13 protein-coding genes and 1 pseudogene are annotated in these 18,754 nt (G+C 55.6%); 6 read left to right on the forward strand and 8 right to left on the reverse strand.

All coding sequences use genetic code 11. The features are described 5' to 3' along the window. Positions 1-13: 13 nt before the first annotated feature. Genes AB1N67_RS00120 through AB1N67_RS00130 form a run of 3 tightly spaced genes read right to left on the reverse strand, consistent with a single transcriptional unit; the run spans position 14 to position 2,830 of the window. A complete protein-coding gene (locus tag AB1N67_RS00120; RefSeq protein WP_104833694.1) occupies positions 14-1,468 on the reverse strand; it encodes a glycosyltransferase family 39 protein in 1,455 nt (484 codons plus the stop codon). After that, positions 1,462-2,445: a glycosyltransferase family 2 protein gene (locus AB1N67_RS00125; RefSeq protein WP_104833693.1), complete on the reverse strand. Its 984-nt coding sequence runs from the start codon at positions 2,443-2,445 to the stop codon at positions 1,462-1,464. The genes AB1N67_RS00120 and AB1N67_RS00125 overlap by 7 nt, the downstream gene beginning before the upstream one ends. After that, complete coding sequence (locus tag AB1N67_RS00130; RefSeq protein ID WP_104833692.1) at positions 2,411-2,830, reverse strand: GtrA family protein; 420 nt, start codon at positions 2,828-2,830, stop codon at positions 2,411-2,413. The genes AB1N67_RS00125 and AB1N67_RS00130 overlap by 35 nt, the downstream gene beginning before the upstream one ends. A 257-nt stretch (positions 2,831-3,087) precedes the next feature. Here AB1N67_RS00130 and AB1N67_RS00135 point away from each other — a divergent pair, with 257 nt between their 5' ends. Then, positions 3,088-4,056, forward strand: a complete 969-nt coding sequence (locus AB1N67_RS00135) for a LysR family transcriptional regulator (RefSeq protein ID WP_104835401.1) — start codon at positions 3,088-3,090, stop codon at positions 4,054-4,056. Between the two features lie 210 nt (positions 4,057-4,266). Next, the gene (locus AB1N67_RS00140; RefSeq protein ID WP_104833691.1) at positions 4,267-5,574 is read left to right on the forward strand and encodes an OprO/OprP family phosphate-selective porin; all 1,308 of its coding nucleotides are present in this window, start codon (positions 4,267-4,269) and stop codon (positions 5,572-5,574) included. Between the two features lie 75 nt (positions 5,575-5,649). On the opposite strand, the gene AB1N67_RS00145 is transcribed toward AB1N67_RS00140, so the two are convergent. After that, positions 5,650-7,647, reverse strand: coding sequence for a heavy metal translocating P-type ATPase (locus AB1N67_RS00145; protein ID WP_104833690.1), 1,998 nt, complete (start codon positions 7,645-7,647; stop codon positions 5,650-5,652). Between the two features lie 117 nt (positions 7,648-7,764). Between AB1N67_RS00145 and AB1N67_RS00150 the strand changes: the two are divergent. Continuing rightward, a pseudogene (locus AB1N67_RS00150) lies at positions 7,765-8,913 on the forward strand (IS3 family transposase). Between the two features lie 169 nt (positions 8,914-9,082). On the opposite strand, the gene AB1N67_RS00155 reads toward AB1N67_RS00150, so the two are convergent. The 4 genes from AB1N67_RS00155 to AB1N67_RS00170 form a co-directional block, all read right to left on the reverse strand. Then, on the reverse strand, positions 9,083-9,406 hold the full coding sequence (locus AB1N67_RS00155; protein ID WP_104833689.1) for a DUF2790 domain-containing protein: 324 nt from the start codon (positions 9,404-9,406) through the stop codon (positions 9,083-9,085). A gap of 162 nt (positions 9,407-9,568) precedes the next feature. Further along, a complete protein-coding gene (locus AB1N67_RS00160) occupies positions 9,569-12,730 on the reverse strand; it encodes a CusA/CzcA family heavy metal efflux RND transporter (protein WP_104833688.1) in 3,162 nt (1,053 codons plus the stop codon). A gap of 24 nt (positions 12,731-12,754) precedes the next feature. Further along, positions 12,755-14,005, reverse strand: coding sequence for an efflux RND transporter periplasmic adaptor subunit (locus AB1N67_RS00165; RefSeq protein ID WP_104833687.1), 1,251 nt, complete (start codon positions 14,003-14,005; stop codon positions 12,755-12,757). Between the two features lie 68 nt (positions 14,006-14,073). Further along, positions 14,074-15,345: a TolC family protein gene (locus AB1N67_RS00170; RefSeq protein WP_133164861.1), complete on the reverse strand. Its 1,272-nt coding sequence runs from the start codon at positions 15,343-15,345 to the stop codon at positions 14,074-14,076. 404 nt (positions 15,346-15,749) lie between these two features. Here AB1N67_RS00170 and AB1N67_RS00175 point away from each other — a divergent pair, with 404 nt between their 5' ends. The 3 genes from AB1N67_RS00175 to AB1N67_RS00185 all read left to right on the forward strand — a co-directional run bounded on the left by AB1N67_RS00175 (position 15,750) and on the right by AB1N67_RS00185 (position 18,698). Continuing rightward, positions 15,750-17,093 carry an OprD family porin gene (locus tag AB1N67_RS00175; RefSeq protein WP_003253422.1) on the forward strand — a complete coding sequence of 448 codons (1,344 nt, stop codon included), beginning with the start codon at positions 15,750-15,752 and terminating at the stop codon, positions 17,091-17,093. A 489-nt stretch (positions 17,094-17,582) separates the two neighbouring features. Continuing rightward, positions 17,583-18,257: a heavy metal response regulator transcription factor gene (locus tag AB1N67_RS00180; protein WP_003253420.1), complete on the forward strand. Its 675-nt coding sequence runs from the start codon at positions 17,583-17,585 to the stop codon at positions 18,255-18,257. Positions 18,258-18,374: 117 nt separating this feature from the next. Then, on the forward strand, positions 18,375-18,698 hold the full coding sequence (locus tag AB1N67_RS00185; protein WP_104833686.1) for a hypothetical protein: 324 nt from the start codon (positions 18,375-18,377) through the stop codon (positions 18,696-18,698). Positions 18,699-18,754: the final 56 nt, after the last annotated feature.

An 18,754-nucleotide genomic window follows, 5' to 3' on the forward strand; every position in this document is an offset into this window, starting at 1 on the left:
TTGTGCTTTGAATTTAGCCTTCGTTCTTGCGAGGCGTTTCCGCATTGCTTTCTCCGGCCAGACCCTCGGCACCTTGTGCGGTGCGTTTCCAATGGCACAGCAGGAGCTGGCTGGCGTTCGCTTCGGTGATCGATGTGCAAGCTAGATCAGCGGGCAGACTATCCTTGCTGTCTCGCAAGCGCCTGGACAGATAGAACGAGCCATCCCGCGGCCACTTGGCAGGATCCTTGATGTTCTCGGACTTCCCACTGCTGTAAAACTCCGACGAGTATGAGCGGCGGCCAGGATAGATCAGGGGAGCGGAATGAGCAGACTGCACATTGAGCCAGGCTTGAACCACATCTCGCTGATTCTGAGGTCGCTCCTCTAGTACCCCGGCGTAGATGATGCCCGCACCGATGATCGGCAACACCAATGCGCTCGCAGCGGCAGCCCAGGTGGTCTTCGGGCCAACTTCGCTGACCCGTGCAGACAGCAGCAATGCCCACGCTGGCAGCGCGGGTAGCAGGTAGGTCCACAGAATGTTGCCTGCAAATGTGAAGAAGACCGGTGTCGCCAATGCCCACAGCCAGAGGTAGGCTTCGAAGCGCTGCATCGATCCACGCTTGCGGATCAACAGTGGTAGGAACAAGGCCCATGGCAGTAGCGACAGTCCGAGCTGGATCCAAATGGTGCCATATGGCTTGGCATGAGCACTGCCGTATAGGTCGCCCGCCCAGTTACTGACGACGTAGCGGCTCCAGTGCTCACCAACGAAAAAGTACTCCATGAAGCCGGGCGTTTTCATCTCGGCTGCGACATACCACGGCACGGATATACCGAACATGAGTACAAGGCCGCTAATCCAGGGAAGCCTCAGTACCCGTCCCCATTCCTTGTAGATAACGAACCAGGCGAATGCCGGCGCCCCCATAAGCACAAGGGTCAGCGGCCCTTTGGCAAGCAAGCCCAGCCCGAGACCTGCGAACATCAAGTAGGCATCCGCCTTGCTGGCGCACTTCATCCAACGCCAGAAACCGTAGCTGGCCAGCAGAATCGAGAACGACAAAACAGGGTCAGTCAGCACAACACCGCTGGAGACCAGGCCAAGTGTGGTGCTGGAAAAAATAATGGCAGCCCAGATGCCGGCGTTACGAGAAATCTGCTGCGTACCGACTTTGATGATGATGAAACAGCTTGCCAGGTGTAGTAGCCACGCTGGGAAACGCGCAGCGAACTCGTTAACGCCGAAGACCGTCATGCTCGCGGCCTGGGTCCAGAAGGACAACGGGGGCTTGCCCCAGAACGGTACCCCGTAGTCGAACATGGGCGTGATCCAGTCATTCAACTCGACCATCTTGCGAGCCATTTCAGCGTAGCGGGCCTCGGATGTGTCCATCAGCGGGTAGATGCCCAGCCCCACCAAACGCAATAGCAAAATCGAACCCAGGATCCACCACAGCGTCCTCTCGTTCTTCAGGCTCAGCATTTCTTACCCTCGATCGAAGCCATCGAGGGGTGGAGTGACACGGGATCCACCTTGTTGCTGTGCTTCAGGAAATAGAGAGGCCGGCGCTTCACTTCCGCGAGTGTCACGCCCAGGTACTCCCCCACCATGGCGACACCGACGCACATGAATGAAGCCAATCCGACGATCAGGTGATGGATGTCGAAACTGCCTGCCACAAGCGACGCAAGCATGTAGCAGATGCTGGAGACGAATAGTCCGAAACTGATGAGGCTGAAAATGCGCAGCGGTTTGCGAGAGAAGCTGACGATGCTCTCGATGGCCAGATTGAACAGACCAGATGCATTCCACTTGGTGCTCCCGGCATGGCGAACAGTGCGATTGTAGGGCAGTTCGATGGTACGAAAGCCTACCCAGCCGATCATGCCTTTGAGAATCCTGGAGCGTTCGTCCAGCGCCCGCAGTGCTGCCAGCGGCGCAGGCCCAATCAATCGGAAATCGCTGACATCGGCCGGCATGTCCACCTTCTCCACCAGGCGCTGCATGACCCAGTAGTAAGCCCGGGCACTCATGCGCTTGAACCACGAATCACCGATTCTCAAGTTGCGCTGCATGTTCACTACGTCGTAGCCGCGTTGCCAGTAGTCCACCATGGCCGCGATGAGCTCTGGTGGATCCTGCAGGTCGACATCAATGAAAATCAGCGCACTGCCACGGGCATGATCTATCCCGGCACTCAGTGCAGCCTCTTTGCCGAAGTTGCGACTCAGGGACAGGCAACGTACAGATGACCCATCCTGATAGTGGCGAAGAATGTCGGCTGTCCGGTCACTACTGCCGTCGTCGACATAGAGGATTTCGCAGGAGACGGGTAAGCGCTTAACCACGCGGGTGATTCGCTGGTGGAACTCGGGGATGGTTTCCTCTTCCTGGAAGCAAGGGACCACGATGGTTAACAAGGGATCAGGGCGCTCTGGAAAGCGATGTAATGTCTGCATGATTGAATGTCCAAAAACGATGTGCAATGAATCCAAGTGCACTGAGGCTTAAGGTCACTAGGACTTGGGAGATAAGCGGTGACAGATTCGACTTGATGAGGAACCACATACCCACGCCATTGCCGAAGTTTGTGGCTAACGCGACCAGTGCAAACCTGACAGGCTGAAACTTACGAGAGCCATCTGCCACAAAACAGAGCGCCCTATTTCCAATAAAGCTTGCGATTGCGCCAACCATGCCGCCACAGATACTGGCCAGCAACGGAGTAGCGAATTCTGTCGTAACCAGCACTAGGAACACCACGTAATGGATTCCCGTTGCTATGAAGCCGATCCCCAGATAACGAATTAGTAAGGTAATAAGAGGTGGGTTTTGATTTTCCATGCCCAAAGCCTATGGAGGCAAAGGTGAAAAAATAGTGAACTAAATGTAAATGCGTAATTAGCCGAATCTATATATGATAAGTAATGAGTTGGCGCGCTAGGCTAGCACGCTACAATATCAAAGGGATTGCCTGAGGATTACGCTTTTGAAATAAAGGCCTGCCAATAACGCACGCATGACCTGTGCATTACAATGTTGTCAAGATAAGGAAATGTCAGACGACATTGAGCTAGATTCCCCGAATGAAGGGGGATCGAATGGTTACACAAAATGAAACATATACAAGCAGCGTTGTTCCTTACAGTCCTGACATATTGGATGATCTGCCAATTGATGATCAGCTGGCCGTAGAGTTTTTCGCAACAGCACGTTGTGCCAGTTTCAAACAGGCGGCCCGAGGGCTCAATGTGCCAGTGGTAGGCCTTCGCAAACGCTTGGAGAAACTGGAAGAGCACATTGGTGCTCCCGTGTTTGTCTACAAGCACAACAAACTTGCTCTGACCCGGACAGGCGAGAGGGTCAGCCAGTACCTGTGCCAACTCTTCGGCCCTGAAGGCCTGGGAAAGTCCGGTGAAAAGGAGGTCCCGAGGCTTACCATCGCGATCACAGAGCCAGTACTGAGCGACATCGTGAACCGCGATCTAGTCGCCTACGTGCGCGATCATGCCGAAATGCAGCTGGAAATCCATTCAGAGTGCACAGCGCAGATGCTTTCTGAGTGTGAAGTCGATGTGGGTATCGCTTTCGTGAGCCCAGATGATGAGTGCGCGTTTGATCGCCATCCTACGTATAGGTTTGAACGGCTCGGCCGGATTGGGCACGCGCTGTTCATTTCCAGCCGCTACTCAAGGAGCGTCACCCTTCCAGTAGAGAGCTTGGACTTGCACAACTTTATGCTCGTTGTCCCTTGGGATGAAGAGATCTTGGCGGGCTCACGAAAGTGGGCATCGATAATGGCTGAGCATCAGGGCGGTACCACTCGGGTCAAGAGCTACAACCTATCACGAGGCCTTGTCGTTGGTGGTGCGTGTATTGGAGTGCTGCCCGACTACAGCCGAAAATTGGAGAGAAATATCCTACCCGTGCCGGGTTTCTTGGACGACCTGGAGGAGAAAGATGTCTATCTTGTTATCAAATCGAAACTGATACGTAATCCGCAGGTTTTGGAAATTCGAAGATTGATCAAGAAGAGCTTCTTTGATAAGAAGGACTGGCTTGTTCGGTGACAGTTTTGTTAGGTTTGAAACTCTCCCGTTAACACTTCAGAAACACAACTGTCATATTCGCTTGCAATCTAGTCAGAGTGCTTAGAACAAAGGCATCTTGTTACAGCAGGTGACAACCGTGGCCTGCTCCCATCTGCAAGATCAATTTAGGCCGGCGCAGGGCGAAACACAACGTCGGTACCTAAGCACTTAACATACGAGAGGCAAGCAATGATCCGTTCTTCGAACATGCGGGAAAAGCTGTTGGCTGCCGCAATAATAGGCACATTTTCCTCGCAAGCATTCTCCGGAACAGTAACCACTGACGGAGCTGACATCGTTCTGAAGACCAAGGGCGGTCTTGAAGTATCGACTTCTGACAAGGAATTCAGTTTCAAACTGGGCGGCCGAGTTCAGGCCGATTACGGCCGGTTCGATGGTGTCTTCACCAAGAATGGCGATACCGCTGACGCCGGCTACTTCCGTCGCGCCTACCTTGAGCTCGGGGGCGTGCTGTACCGCGACTGGAAGTATCAGCTCAACTACGACCTTTCCCGCAACACGGGCAACGACTCCGACGGCTACTTCGACGAAGCCAGCCTGACCTACACCGGTTTCAAGCCGGTTCAACTGCGCTTTGGCCGCTTCTACACCGACTTCGGTTTAGAGAAAGCTACCAGCTCGAAGTGGATCACCGGGATGGAGCGAAATCTCTCCTATGATCTGGCAGAGTGGATCAACGACAACGCCGGTATGGGTGTGCAGGCCACCAGCACCATCGCCGACATGGCCTATGTATCCGGTAGCGTTTTCAGCGAAACCAACAACAACTCGGATGGCGACAGCACCAAGCGCTACAACGTACGTGGCGTGTTCGCACCGCTGCACAGTGATGGCAACGTCCTGCACGTCGGTGCTCAGTACGCCTACCGCGACCTCAAAAACAGTGCGGTCGATACCCGGATTCGTTCGCGTCTGGGCGTTCGCGGTGTAGATACCAATGGCGGCGGCGATGCCGGCACCAACGGCAACCGCATGCTGTTTGGCGGTGCCGCCGCACAAGAGGGCCTGTGGAAGGACGATTCGGTCTGGGGTCTCGAAGGTGCCTGGGCCACCGGCCCGTTCTCGGTGCAAGCGGAATACCTTCGCCGCAAGCTGAAAGCTGACCAGGCCAACAACGACATGAAGGCCTCCGGTTACTACGCCCAGATGGCTTACACCCTGACCGGCGAGCCGCGTATCTACAAGCTCGATGGTGCCAAGTTCGACACTATCAAACCAGAGAACAAGGAACTGGGTGCCTGGGAAGTCTTCTACCGCTTTGACGACATTAAGGTCGAAGACGGCAACCTGGTCACCGCGGCGGACCAGTCGAACGAGCGCAAGGCTAAGAGCCACACTGTTGGTGTGAACTGGTACGTCAACGAGGCAGTAAAACTCAGTGCCAACTACATCAACGTGCGCACCGACAATAACGAGAACACTGTGGGCGACGACAGCGGCAATGCCATCGTGACCCGCCTGCAATACGTCTTCTGATCACTCACTAGCGGACGAAAAAATCGGGGGCGCCTTTTGCGCCCCCGATTTTTTTTGGCCCAATCAAATGAGTGATCACGCGTCTTTGCGGTAGGCCAACAGGCGCAAGGCGTTGAAGACCACCAACAGTGTGGAGCCCTCATGGATCGCAACAGCGGCACCAATGCTCAAGCCCATGATGGTTGACGGAACCAGGATGGCCACAATCCCCAAGCTGACGAACAGGTTCTGGCGGATGATCGACCGCGTGTGACGGCTCAGCCCCACCGCAAAAGGGAGTTGCCTGATGTCGTCAGCCATGAGCGCGATATCAGCCGTTTCCAGGGCGACATCAGATCCGGCAGCCCCCATTGCGATGCCAACGCTCGAATTGGCCATCGCAGGGGCATCATTCACGCCGTCACCCACCATGGCCACCTTGGCGCTAAGGCGCAGGTTCTTGATGGCCTTGACCTTGTCCTCCGGCATCAGGTCTCCCCACGCCTCATCTAAGCCAACTTGTTTGGCTACAGCCTCTGCAACACGGTTGTGGTCTCCAGAAATCATGACCATGCGGTCGATGCCCATCTCTCTAAGCGTCTGGAGTGCCTGTTTGGCCCCCTCACGGGGTGTGTCCAACAGCCCGATAGCGCCCAGATCCTTGTCAGCACGACGTACCACCATGGTTGTGCGGCCCGACTGACGTAGACGCTCCGCAGCCTCCAGGGCTGCCTTGCTGAGTGCGGGAATACCATTGGTACCGAACATCTCGACCTTGCCAATCCATACGAACTGCCCATCAAGCTCAGCACGCACGCCGCGGCCAATCATGTTGCTCATGTTCATGGCTTGGAATCGGCGCCGTGTGCCAATCATCTCTTCACCGTCACGCACAATTGCCGCAGCCAGCGGGTGGTCGCTCATCGACTCCACAGCGATGGCGACGTTTAGCAGATCCTCGATCTGCGTGCCGCCTATGGGTATTACATCGGTAATACGTGGGCGCCCTTCGGTCAGGGTACCGGTCTTGTCGAATGCCATGGCATTCAAGGAGCCAAGCTCTTCAAGTGGCGCACCGCCCTTGATCAGCACGCCACCTCGGGCTGCCCTGGCGATGCCAGAGAGAATGGCGCTTGGTGTAGCGATCGCGAGCGCGCAGGGGCTGGCTGCAACCAGTACGGCCATCGCCCGGTAGAACGAGTCACGAAACGGCTCGTCAAGGAAAATGCCGGCAAATAGCAGCCCGACTACCAGCAGCAAAACCAACGGGACGAATATGCGTTGGAATCGGTCCGTGAATCGCTGGGTCGGTGACTTCCTCACTTCGGCTTCACTGACCATCTTGATGACCCGCGCCAAGGTACTTTCCGTGGAGCGCCGTGTTACCTCAACCTCGATGAGCGTTTCGCCATTGATAGTACCGGCGAAGACTTTCGAGGTAGCCTCCACGGCATCTGGTTTGCTGCGTGCGAGTTCGGCATCAGCGACAGGCTGCTTGTCCACGGGGACGCTCTCACCCGTCACTGGCGCCTGGTTGATGCTTGAGGAGCCTACGACTACAAAACCATCGGCCGGCAGGCGATCATTGGGCCGCACGATGACAACGTCACCGGGAACCAGCAGCTCCACGGGCATTTCCACCGTGCCATTTGCTCTGCGTACGATCGCGGTGGCTGGTGCGAGCTTGGACAGTGCCTCAATCGCTTTCTTGGCCCGCCCCATCGCGTAGCTTTCAAGGGAATGTCCCAGACTGAACAGGAACAGCAGCAGAGCTCCCTCTGCCCAGGCGCCAATGCTTGCGGCACCGGCTGCGGCGAGAAGCATCAGCGAGTCGATCTCGAAGCGTTTCTGGCGGATGTTGCTGATCGCTTCCTTAGTGGTGAACCATCCGCCGAACACGTAGGCCGACACGTACAGAATTAGGGGCAGTCGATCGGTCAGCCCAAGTTTTCCTGCGAGGGCTCCGGCACCCAGGAGAGCACCACAGATCAGCGCGAAAATCAGCTCGGTGTTCATGCCAAAAATGCCGCCATGCTCATGGCTATGACCTTCATGCCCAGCTTGGTCATCAGGGCGTTCAAGCAAACTCTTCATAACTCGTCCCTTCTGGGGTCAAGGCTTCCAATTGCCCTCTGCAGTTGGGGAGCCTGAATCGCCTCTGGTTTCGTAGACACCTCCAAGCCTCATAATGAGGCCCAAATAGGAGGTGCCATGAGTCGTCAGCGTTACCCTGAAGAATTCAAGATCGAAGCGGTCAAACAAGTGACCGAGAAAGGCAAGCCTGTCGCCGATGTTGCCCAGCGTCTGGGCATGTCCGTTCACAGTCTCTACGCTTGGATCAAGCTCTACAGCAAACCCCAAGATCAGCGTCAGCAAGACGATGACCAGCAAGCCGAACTGCGCAAGCTGCGTGCTGAACTCAAGCGCGTGACGGAAGAGCGAGACATCTTAAAGAAGGCCGCCGCGTACTTTGCCAAGGAGTGCGGCTGAAGTACGCCTTCATCAAGAAGCACTCGACGGATTACCCGGTGCGGCGCCTTTGCCAAACCCTCAAGGTGCACCCCAGCGGCTACTACGCTTGGTTGGCCGAGCCTCAATCTGCCCGAGCAAAGGAAGATCAACGCCTGCTTGGCTTGATCAAGCATGCCTGGTTAGAAAGCGGAGGAGTGTATGGCTATCGCAAGATTCACGATGACCTGCGAGAGCTGGGAGATCTGTGGGCGAAATCGAGTCGGACGTTTGATGCAGGCAGAGGGGCTGCGTTCACAAACGGGTTATCGACGGCGCCCAGGGTTTTATGGCGGAAAGCCAACCGTCGCCTCGCCTAACCACCTTGCGCGGCAGTTCAAGGTCAGTGAGCCGAACAAGGTCTGGGTGACAGACATCACTTACATCCGCACCTATGAAGGATGGCTATACCTGGCAGTAGTGCTGGATCTGTTTTCTCGCCAAGTGATTGGCTGGTCAATGAAGCCCAGGATGGGCAGCGACCTGGCGATCGACGCGATGTTGATGGCCGTGTGGCGCCGCAAGCCACAGCAGCAAGTGATGATTCATTCAGATCAGGGCAGTCAATTCAGTAGCTCAGATTGGCAAAGCTTCTTGAAGGCAAACAACGTGATTAGCAGCATGAGTCGGCGAGGAAACTGCCATGATAACGCCGTAGCCGAGAGCTTTTTCCAGCTTTTGAAGCGGGAGCGAATCCGACGAAAGATCTACGCAACGCGTGACGAAGCCCGAAGTGATATTTTCGATTACATCGAGATGTTCTATAACCCAAAACGTCGACACAGCAGTGCTATGCAGCTGTCGCCAGTAGAGTATGAGAAACGCTATTTTCTGAGCTTGGAGAGTGTCTAGGAAAGCAGGGGCGATTCAGCCGTCTCTGTTGGTTGGCTAAGATCTATTGCACGGTTTGCCCGGCCCAGGCGCTAAAATTTTGAACCTATGGAGGCAACGGGCGTAATAAAAAATGCCAGGCACTGCCTGGCATTTACGAAATCTCTAATTGTACTGTTCAAATCATTTACTACTTGTTGTTGATGCATTGCGAATACATCGAGTAACGAACAGTCTTGAGCGTGCCCTGGGAGTCCTCAAAGGTCATCAACCGCGGGTAGACCTGGCAGGTACGGGGGTCCTGCGACTGACGTACGAACTTAGCAACGTCGATCTTCATGCCATATTTGTAATCCTGAATCTCTGGCATTGGCTTGCCATTTTTCTCCGCGTATTTGGCCACTGCGGCCTGGTGTTCCTTGGTGTATTGCAGCTGCTTGCTTTCGGAAAAAGTGTTCGCCTGTGAAGCCACCGAAAAAACAACAAGTGCAGCAGCGATAATTAGCTTTTTCATAAAACCCTCTCAAATTCAAAACTTCTCGGGCGTAACCTTAGCAATGCATAGGCATCACCGGCATGACGAGAAACTTACAATTTTGAAAGGTAAGTGCATCTACTTCACTTTAAACAAAAAAGCCCACAACACGTGTTGTGGACTTCTCTTTAGCGGAGGCTGTTAGCTAACCACTTCGGCCTCGTCGCCGTCTTCATCCTTGCGGTGTGCCCAGTGATACAGGGCAGGCAATACCAGCAAGGTCAGTGCGGTGGAGGACAGGATCCCGCCAATCACCACCGTTGCCAGTGGCCGCTGAACTTCTGCACCGGTACCGGTAGCCAAAGCCATCGGGATGAAGCCCAGGGACGCTACCAAGGCTGTCATCAGAACAGGCCGCAGACGGGTCAATGCGCCTTCATCGACTGCCTGCCTGAGCGTTCGTCCCTCCTCCCTTAGCCCGCGGATGAAGGCAATCATCACCAGGCCGTTCAGTACTGCAACACCGGACAATGCGATGAAGCCAACACCTGCCGAGATCGACAGTGGGATATCCCGCAGCCAGAGCGCGACGACACCACCGGTGAGTGCGAATGGAATACCGGTGAAGACCAGCATGCCGTCCTTCAGGTTGTTGAACATCAGGAACAACAAGGTCATGACCAGCAGCAAGGCGACTGGAACAACGATCTGCAGGCGTTTGGCTGCCGATTGCAGCTGCTCGAACTGGCCACCCCAGGTCGTCCAGTAGCCCGCAGGGATTTGCACCTTCTTATCCAGCGAAGCGGTCGCCTCCTGGACGAAGGACCCCAGGTCGCGGCCTCGAACGTTGGCACTAACGATGACCAGACGTTTGCCGTTTTCGCGGCTGATTTGGTTCGGGCCCAGTTGCAGGTCCAGATTAGCGACCTGGGACAGCGGGATGAAGCCGATCTGATTGGCACCCTGAGCCGCATTGGCAGGTACCGGGATGAGCAAGCTGGACATACCCGCTACGTCGGTGCGGACGGTCTCTGGCAGGCGCACAACCATGTCAAATCGGCGGTCGCCCTCATACAGCGTGCCGGCTTGGCGGCCACCCACGGCGATAGCGATCGAGTTCTGAACATCCGCGATATTCAGGCCGTAGCGTGCTGCTTTTTCGCGGTCGATGTTGATAGTCAGCACCGGCAGGCCGGATGTCTGTTCAACTTTCACTTCCGACGAGCCCGGTACCGCTTTGAGCGCTGCAGCGATCTTGTTGGCCGTGTTGTTAAGCACGTCCATGTCATCGCCGAAGACCTTCACAGCAACGTCACTACGTACGCCCGAAATCAGCTCGTTGAAACGCAGCTGGATTGGCTGCGAAAGCTCATAGTTGCTTCCTGGAACTCCCGCAGCGGCCTTCTGCACCTCAGCAATCAGCTCATCGCGTGGCTTCTTGGGGTTAGGCCACTGATCCTGAGGCTTGAGCATGATGTAGGCGTCGGAGGCGTTCGGCGGCATCGGGTCAGATGCAATTTCAGCAGTACCCGAGCGTGCGAACATCCGTTCAACTTCAGGCACCTGCGCTATTACCGTTTTCTCCAGACGCTGCTGCATCTCGACGGACTGAGTGAGGCTCGTTCCAGGCACACGCATGGCCTGAAGCGCAAAGTCGCCCTCACTGAGGCTTGGGATGAACTCGCTACCCATACGACTTGCCAGTACACCGCTCAGCACGACCAAGGCTATTGCGGCCGAGAAAGCGATGTTCCGGTGTCCCAGCACCCATTGAAGAACCGGCTCATAGCGCAGTCGAGCTGTGCGCATGACCACGCCTTCCTCTTCCTTCACCTTGCCAGTGACGAACATGGCAATAGCTGCAGGAACAAAGGTAACGGACAGGACCATTGCACCCAGCAGCGCCATCACAACGGTAAAGGCCATCGGGTGGAACATTTTGCCTTCGACGCCGGTGAGGGCGAAGATCGGCAGGTACACCACCATGATGATCAGCTGACCGAAGATCAGCGGCCGGCGAGCTTCTCGCGCCGCAGCAAAGACCTCGTGGAAGCGTTCGGTTTTGGTGAGCATGCGGCCATGCTTATGCTGCGCATGAGCCAGTCGACGGATCGCGTTTTCTACAATAACCACGGCACCGTCGACGATGATGCCGAAGTCGAGTGCCCCCAAACTCATTAAGTTGGCACTGACCTTGTTGTTGAACATGCCTGTGAAGGTGAACAGCATGGACAGCGGAATCACCATCGCGGTGATCAGAGCCGCACGAATGTTGCCGAGGAACAGGAACAGAATGGCGATTACCAGAACCGCGCCTTCTACTAGGTTCTTCTTCACCGTCGCGATGGCTTTTTCAACCAGGTTGGTACGGTCATAAACGGTCACGGCCACCACGCCCTTTGGCAGGGTGCGGTTGATGTCCGCCAGTTTGGCGGCGACAGCTTGAGATACGGTACGGCTGTTTTCACCAATCAGCATGAACACGGTACCGAGCACGACTTCGCGGCCGTTCTCAGTAGCAGCGCCTGTACGGAGCTCTTTACCGATGCTGACATCAGCAACGCTGCTGATGCGAATCGGTGCACCGTCCACACTGGTGATCACGATGTTGGCGATGTCTTCGATGTTGCCTACCTGGCCCGGCGCACGGATGAGCAACTGCTCACCATTACGCTCGATGTAGCCGGCGCCGACGTTGGCGTTGTTACTTTCCAACGCTGCGACCAGGTCATTGAGTGTCAGCTTGTAGGTAGCCAGGCGCTTTGGATCCGGCGCAACCAGGAACTGCTTGGCATAACCGCCGATGGTATTGATCTCGGCCACACCCGGGACATTGCGCAGCTGAGGCTTGATGATCCAGTCCTGGATCACGCGCAGGTCGGTCGGGGTGTACGGCGTACCGTCCTCTTTGACCGCGCCATCTTCGGCTTCAACAGTCCACAGGAAGATCTCGCCGAGGCCGGTAGATACCGGACCCATGACGGCCTCTACACCTTCTGGCAGCTGTTCCTTCGCAACCTGTAGCCGCTCGTTGATCAACTGGCGGGCAAAGAAGATGTCAGTGCCATCCTTGAAGATCACGGTGACCTGAGACAGGCCAGAGCGAGACAGGGAACGGGTCTGCTGAAGGCCCGGGAGACCGGCCATGGCCGTTTCAACTGGAAACGTGATCCGTTGTTCGGTTTCCAAGGGCGAATAACCAGGCGCTGCAGTGTTGATCTGTACCTGGACGTTGGTGATATCGGGTACCGCATCGATGGGCAGCTTTTGATAGCTGTAGATACCGATACCCGCCATGATCAGAACAGCGATCATTACTACGATGCGCTGCTCGATGGCGAATCTGATGATACGTTCAAACATGAGAAATCATCCTGTCAGTTCGCATCAGTGACCGTGTTCGGCAGAAGCTTTGCCGAGCTCGGACTTGAGTGTGAAGCTGCCACTGGTTGCTACCTGGGCGCCGGCTTCAATACCGTCGATGATTTCCACGTACCCATTGTCGCGGCGACCCAGTTTTACTGGGCGGGTGTCAAAACCTTCTGGGGTGCGTACGAATACCGAGGGCTTGTCTTCAACGGTCTGCACGGCGTGCTCAGGGACCGCTACGGCAACTCGATCAGTCTGGGAGGTGACCGCAATGTTTACGAACAGGCCTGGACGCCAGGCGCCGTTAGGGTTGGTCAAGGTGACGCGCACAGTGGCTGCACGGTTTTGCTCGCCCAGCAGGCTGCCGACATAACCCACCTTCCCTTCGACCTGGACGTTCATGTCAGGCGAAGAGACTTTCACTGCACGGCCAGTCGTGACCTTGCCCAGATCTGTCGGCGGAACTGCGAAGGTTGCCCAGACCTGATTCAGGTCGGAAAGGATGAAGGCGTTGGTCGCCTCGCTGACGACTTCGCCAACGGTCAGGTGTTTCTCCACTACCACGGCGTCGAAGGGAGCGCGGAGCTCGTAACGATTACCGCCAACGGAGTTAACTGAGGCACCGATTGCGCCGACCTTCTGCTTGGCGTTGGCCAAGGAGATATCCGCCTCTTGCAGAGCTTGGCGTGCTTGGAGGTAGTCTTGCTCTGCAGAGATCTTGTCCTGCCACAGTTGCTTCTCACGCTCGAAGGTCACACGCGCCAGTTCGACGCGACGCTGTGCGGCCTGTTGTTCGCTGCGCAGGTCAGAGATCTGCTGGCTGGCGATTACCGCGAGGACTTGCCCTTTCTTGACCGTCTCGCCCAGGTTGGCCTGGACAGCCTCAACAACGCCAGGAACACGAGGAACCACATGGGCAGTACGATCTTCGTCGAAGCGAATTTCGCCCGGGAAGCTCACAACGGTACCGAGGTCACGAGGCGCTGCAGCTTCCAGGGCAACACCGGCGGCCTTGATCTGTTCAGCGCTGAGCGTCAGCTTGCCCTCCTCTTCACCGCCCTCTTCGCTATGACCTTCTTCTCCATGACCCTCATCCCCCTTCTCTTTAGCGGCAGATGCGGCTTTCTTTTCGTCGCCATGACCGTCGTTAGCGCCGTGCTCGGCGGTGCTGGCGGCCTGTTGCCCGGAACTGTTGTTCCAGGCAAGGCTGCCAAATCCGAGGGCTGCCACAGCGGCTACCGCGAGGGCGATCTTGCGTTTGTTATCCATTGCTACTCCTGCTGATCGTAGGCACCGGCTTGTTCAAGGCTGGGTGCCGAAGAAAATGTTTGGCCCGTTCAGCGAGCGCCGGCAGTTGAGCCGACTTCGCCATAAACCCTTTCCACCTGCGCACGCGCATTGGTCGCCGCTGCCAACGATTCGAGGTATTGGCCACGAGCGACGATCAAGGTGCGCTGGGCATCCAGCACTTCGATGAAGCCAAATTTGCCCATCTCGAAGCCGCGGGTTGCGGTCTCTACGGCTTGTTGGGCTGATGGCAGAATGGTCTTGTCGTAGGACTCGACCTCCTGCATGGCGGTGGACCACTGGTTCAACGCGGTTTGGGTTTCGGTGCGCAGACGCAGCTCCACAGCATTGCGCTGGTCTCGGGCCTGATCTGCACGACGAGAAGCGGAAAGAATGTTGCCTTGGTTACGATCGAACAGCGGCAACGGCATGGACAGGCCCACAGTGTTGACCCGCTCGCGCACAGAGCGGTCGTACTGGCTACCTACGCTGACAGTAAGGTTTGGAATGCGCTGGGCTTTCTCTGAGCCGAGCGAGGCGTCGCTTTTATCAATCTGCACCACGGCTTGGCGCATTTCTGCGGTCTGATCGAGCTTTGCCAGCAGATCTTCAGTGCGAGGCGGCAAACCCGGGGAGAGGGTTGGCGATTCGAGTCGATCAAACACGGTGACTGAGCTCCCGGTAATTTGAGCGAGCTGTTGGTAAGCGGTCGCTTTTTCCGTTTCGGCACGTCGAACTTGCAGCTGGGCTTCGGCCAGTTGCACTTGAGCGCGGGTCGCCTCCACTGGGGACGATTTACCTGCGCGAACACGGCCATCGACGATGCGAAGACCGCGTTCAGTCAATTCGAGAGATTGCTTGGCCAGGTCGAGACCTGTCTGGGCTCGCAACGCGGCATAAAAGGCTTGGACGACGTCTGCACGCAGGCCGTTAACGCGACGGTCTAACTCAAGCTGTGCGGCGGTCTGCCCGTATGTGGCGACGTCAACACGAGCCCCCCGCTTACCGCCCAGCTCAAGGGTCTGGCTGAGAGAGACAGTCGTCTGGCTGGTATTACGACGGGTGTCTTCCACGTCATACGAGATTGTGGGGTTGGGGATAAGCCCGGCCTGCTTGCGAGCACCATCAGCGATCCCAATTTCTTGCCTGGCTGCGGCCAGGTCTGGGTTGGCATCCATGGCCGTCGAAAGCGCCTGGGGCAAGCTGATGCTTTGGGCAAGAGCTGCAGGTGCCATCAATCCAGAGATGACTGCACAGAGTGCAGCGATCTTCCAGGGCGAGACGGGGGTCTTGGGTAAGACATTGCGGTTATACCGGGGCACTTTGATGGTCCTCGTGCACAAACTTCGATAAAGCTTGGCGAGAACGCCGAAACAGCTGCCAAGCCCCACTTGATTAGGTGATGGCACTCTAATGAGCGGTAGCTATCAGAGGAGTGGCTAGAAAATTACAATTTCGTAAGAAAGCTCTGTAATGCCCGTAAATACTGGGAAACCCAACCCGACACGATGATTTCGATACAAGCAACGGAGATGGCAAACACGCGGTGCGAAGGTGCCGAATAACAGGTAGATGACGAAATTGTAATTGTCCTATCACCCTCCCGTTATCTTCGGCCTGCAAATATGAGCTCGCGCTACGCTAGGCGCGCCGCCGGGTCAGAACAACTAACGACACCCGCACCGGTAAACATAATAAAAACTGCCGTGAATCAAAGGAGCATCGGATGAAAATCAAAGTACCACTGTATTTGGCGGCAGTTTCTGCGCTGTCTGGAAGCTATGCTATTTCGGCACAAGCTGAAGACAAGCCAGAAGGCTTCATTGAAGGCAGCAGCCTTACAGTGTTGAACCGTAACTTCTACTTCAACCGTGATAACCGCGACAGCACCGCCCCCACTTACAACAGTGGCAAGGGCAATACGAACGGCTACTCCGAAGCCTGGGCGCACGCGATCATCAGCAAATTCAACTCCGGGTTTACCCAAGGTACCGTTGGCTTTGGCGTTGATGCCTTTGCCATGATCGGCCTCAAGCTCGACACCGGTGATGGGCGCAACGGCGGCCGTAGCTCCTTCGACGTGCTGCCCGTTGATAACAAGGGTGAAGCTCGCGACGAATACACCAAGGTCGGCGGCGCAGCCAAAGTCCGCTTGTTCGATACCATCGTGAAAGTGGGTGATGTTTTCCCATCGACCCCGGTCGTCGCATCGGGTGACTCTCGCTTGCTGCCAGAGAGTTTCCGCGGTGTGACCGTTGAGAACACCAGCATCCAGGGCCTTACCCTCCAGGGTGGTCGTCTGCATGCGATGAGCCAGCCGGTCTCAAGCAACCTGAACGACAACTTCGTGACGTTCTACGGCGGCCCGGTCAACTCGCCATGGATCGGTTACGGTGGCGGTGACTACTCGATCAACGACAACTGGACTGTGAGCGTCTACGCCAGCCAGCTGAAAGACGTCTGGAATCAGTACTACGCCGGCACAAGCGTGGTTTACCCGCTGAGCGACGATCTGGCGCTGATCGGTGGCTTCAACTACTACAAAGCCGTAGATGAAGGTAAGAAGCGCCTGGGTGAATTCGACAACAACATCTGGAGTGCCAAGGTCGGTGTGCGTTACGGTGCCCACACCCTGGCCCTGTCGCATCAGCGCAACAACGGCGACGACGATTTCGACTACCTGCGTCAGTCGGACTCGATTTTCGTCGACAACTCCATCCAGTACAGCGACTTCAACTCGCCGAAAGAGCGTTCCTGGATGCTGCGCTATGACCTGAACTTCACCAGCTACGGCATTCCAGGCCTGACGTTCATGACCCGCTACGCCAGAGGCTCGGGCGCGGATTACTCGAACGCTAACCAGTTCTACATGCGCACCGACGACAACGGCAACCCGCTCGACAATCAGAAGCGTTGGGAGCGTGACGTCGAAGTCAAATACGTTGTCCAAACCGGTCCGGCAAAAGATCTGTCCTTCCGGTTGCGCCAGGCAACCACGCGTGCCACTGCTTTCGAATCGGATCTGGATGAAACTCGTGTAATCATCGAGTACCCGCTTTCGATTCTGTAATTCGCTAACTGGGCCAGTTATCCATTGACTGGTCCTGTTAGTAAAACGAGCATTACGCATTCACCTTGAGTGGCTTAAGTGCTCCTTTGGTAAAAGGTGGATATTTGGCGCCCATTGGGCGCCTTTTTTTTGCCTAGAATTCAAGTAGGCGTTCGATTGTACGCATCGCATGCCGGTGAAGTTCATGACTACACCAATGACCAGTCTCTTCAATGTGAGCGACCTCGCCGTCATCTGAGCGGAACGAAGCCAGCACAAAGAAGAAAATAACCCAATACTTCATAAGGTCAAATCACCTGCTGGAGAGAGGGCCCGCAATTGTCAAACCCAAACCGCGACAAGATATACCGCCAGACTATCAACTGTATTACCTAGAAATTACAAATCCGTCATTTGAGCCCCGGCACGCTCATTTTGATTTACCATCCCTTTCAATAATGCCGGCGCGCGTGCGCGGTTAATTGCTCAGTGATATCGAGACAAAATCCCATGCGAATTCTGGTAATTGAGGATGAAGTAAAAACTGCGGAGTATGTGCGTCAAGGTCTGACGGAGTGTGGCTATGTCGTAGATTGCGTACACACCGGTTCAGATGGATTATTCTTGGCCAAGCAGCACGAATACGAGCTGATTATTCTCGATATAAACCTCCCAGAGATGGACGGTTGGCAGGTTCTTGAGTTGTTGCGCCGTAAAAATTGCCCTTCGCGCATCATGATGCTGACGGCGAGAAGTCGGCTGGCGGATAAGGTCCGGGGGCTGGAGAACGGCGCAGATGACTACCTGATCAAGCCATTTGAGTTCCCTGAGCTGTTGGCTCGGGTTCGCGCCTTGATGCGCAGGTCGGATCACCCCGCATCCGTAGAGGTCATTCGCGTCGCTGACTTGGAGCTTGATCAGAGCCGGCACAGGGCGTTCAGGGACGGTCAGCGTATTGATTTGACCACCAAAGAATTCGCGTTATTGCACTACTTGATGCGTAACACCGGGGTGGTACTGAGCCGTACGCAGATTATCTCTCAGGTTTGGGATATGAATTTTGACTGCGACACGAACGTTGTTGAGGTGTCGATTCGAAGACTCAGAGCCAAGATAGATGACCCTTTCGAGACCAAGTTGATACATACGCTTCGGGGCGTAGGGTATGTGCTTGAAAAGCGATAATTGCGAAGCTCTCTAATACCGAAAATAGGCTAAATACTCTCGTCGCTTGCGAGCTTGAGGTTTCTGTTTACTATCCGCGGCGCTGATTCCTCACCCAACAAATGAGGTAGGCTGTACATGAGGTATAGCATTGATTATCAGCAGGTGTCTCAAGGGCAATTGCATGCCAAAACTGATACCTGTCCAGCTGACATAATCTTCAACAGCAACCATGGCTTAGCACTTATTCCGTGCGTCGGCGATGTTATAAACCTCCCCTCTACGGCGGTCAAAGAAGGGGTTTGCGGCATTGTTAGATCAAGGATTTTCAATTATCTACGAGGTCAAGAAGAGCTGTACTGCCACGTCAACATTCTCGTTGAAGAAGCAGACATCAATTTCGGAAATCTCATCTCGGAATACATGCGCAATCAGGCACGTGCACGCTCGCCTTCTTCATAAAGTCGAAGGCGGGCCTGGCCATTAATGGCTAGGTATACATGAGTGAGGGTTTAGCA

It is taken from the genome of Pseudomonas guariconensis, from assembly GCF_040822035.1.
Taxonomy (GTDB): domain Bacteria; phylum Pseudomonadota; class Gammaproteobacteria; order Pseudomonadales; family Pseudomonadaceae; genus Aquipseudomonas; species Aquipseudomonas guariconensis.

Coding starts and splice junctions, on each gene's coding strand:
- AB1N67_RS00120 (WP_104833694.1), bottom strand. CDS start 1,468: ATGCTGAGCCTGAAGAACGAGAGGACGCTGTGGTGGATCCTGGGTTCG.
- AB1N67_RS00145 (WP_104833690.1), bottom strand. CDS start 7,647: ATGAAGAGTTTGCTTGAACGCCCTGATGACCAAGCTGGGCATGAAGGT.
- AB1N67_RS00165 (WP_104833687.1), bottom strand. CDS start 14,005: ATGGATAACAAACGCAAGATCGCCCTCGCGGTAGCCGCTGTGGCAGCC.
- AB1N67_RS00180 (WP_003253420.1), top strand. CDS start 17,583: ATGCGAATTCTGGTAATTGAGGATGAAGTAAAAACTGCGGAGTATGTG.
- AB1N67_RS00140 (WP_104833691.1), top strand. CDS start 4,267: ATGATCCGTTCTTCGAACATGCGGGAAAAGCTGTTGGCTGCCGCAATA.
- AB1N67_RS00130 (WP_104833692.1), bottom strand. CDS start 2,830: ATGGAAAATCAAAACCCACCTCTTATTACCTTACTAATTCGTTATCTG.
- AB1N67_RS00125 (WP_104833693.1), bottom strand. CDS start 2,445: ATGCAGACATTACATCGCTTTCCAGAGCGCCCTGATCCCTTGTTAACC.
- AB1N67_RS00160 (WP_104833688.1), bottom strand. CDS start 12,730: ATGTTTGAACGTATCATCAGATTCGCCATCGAGCAGCGCATCGTAGTA.
- AB1N67_RS00185 (WP_104833686.1), top strand. CDS start 18,375: ATGAGGTATAGCATTGATTATCAGCAGGTGTCTCAAGGGCAATTGCAT.
- AB1N67_RS00155 (WP_104833689.1), bottom strand. CDS start 9,406: ATGAAAAAGCTAATTATCGCTGCTGCACTTGTTGTTTTTTCGGTGGCT.
- AB1N67_RS00135 (WP_104835401.1), top strand. CDS start 3,088: ATGGTTACACAAAATGAAACATATACAAGCAGCGTTGTTCCTTACAGT.
- AB1N67_RS00175 (WP_003253422.1), top strand. CDS start 15,750: ATGAAAATCAAAGTACCACTGTATTTGGCGGCAGTTTCTGCGCTGTCT.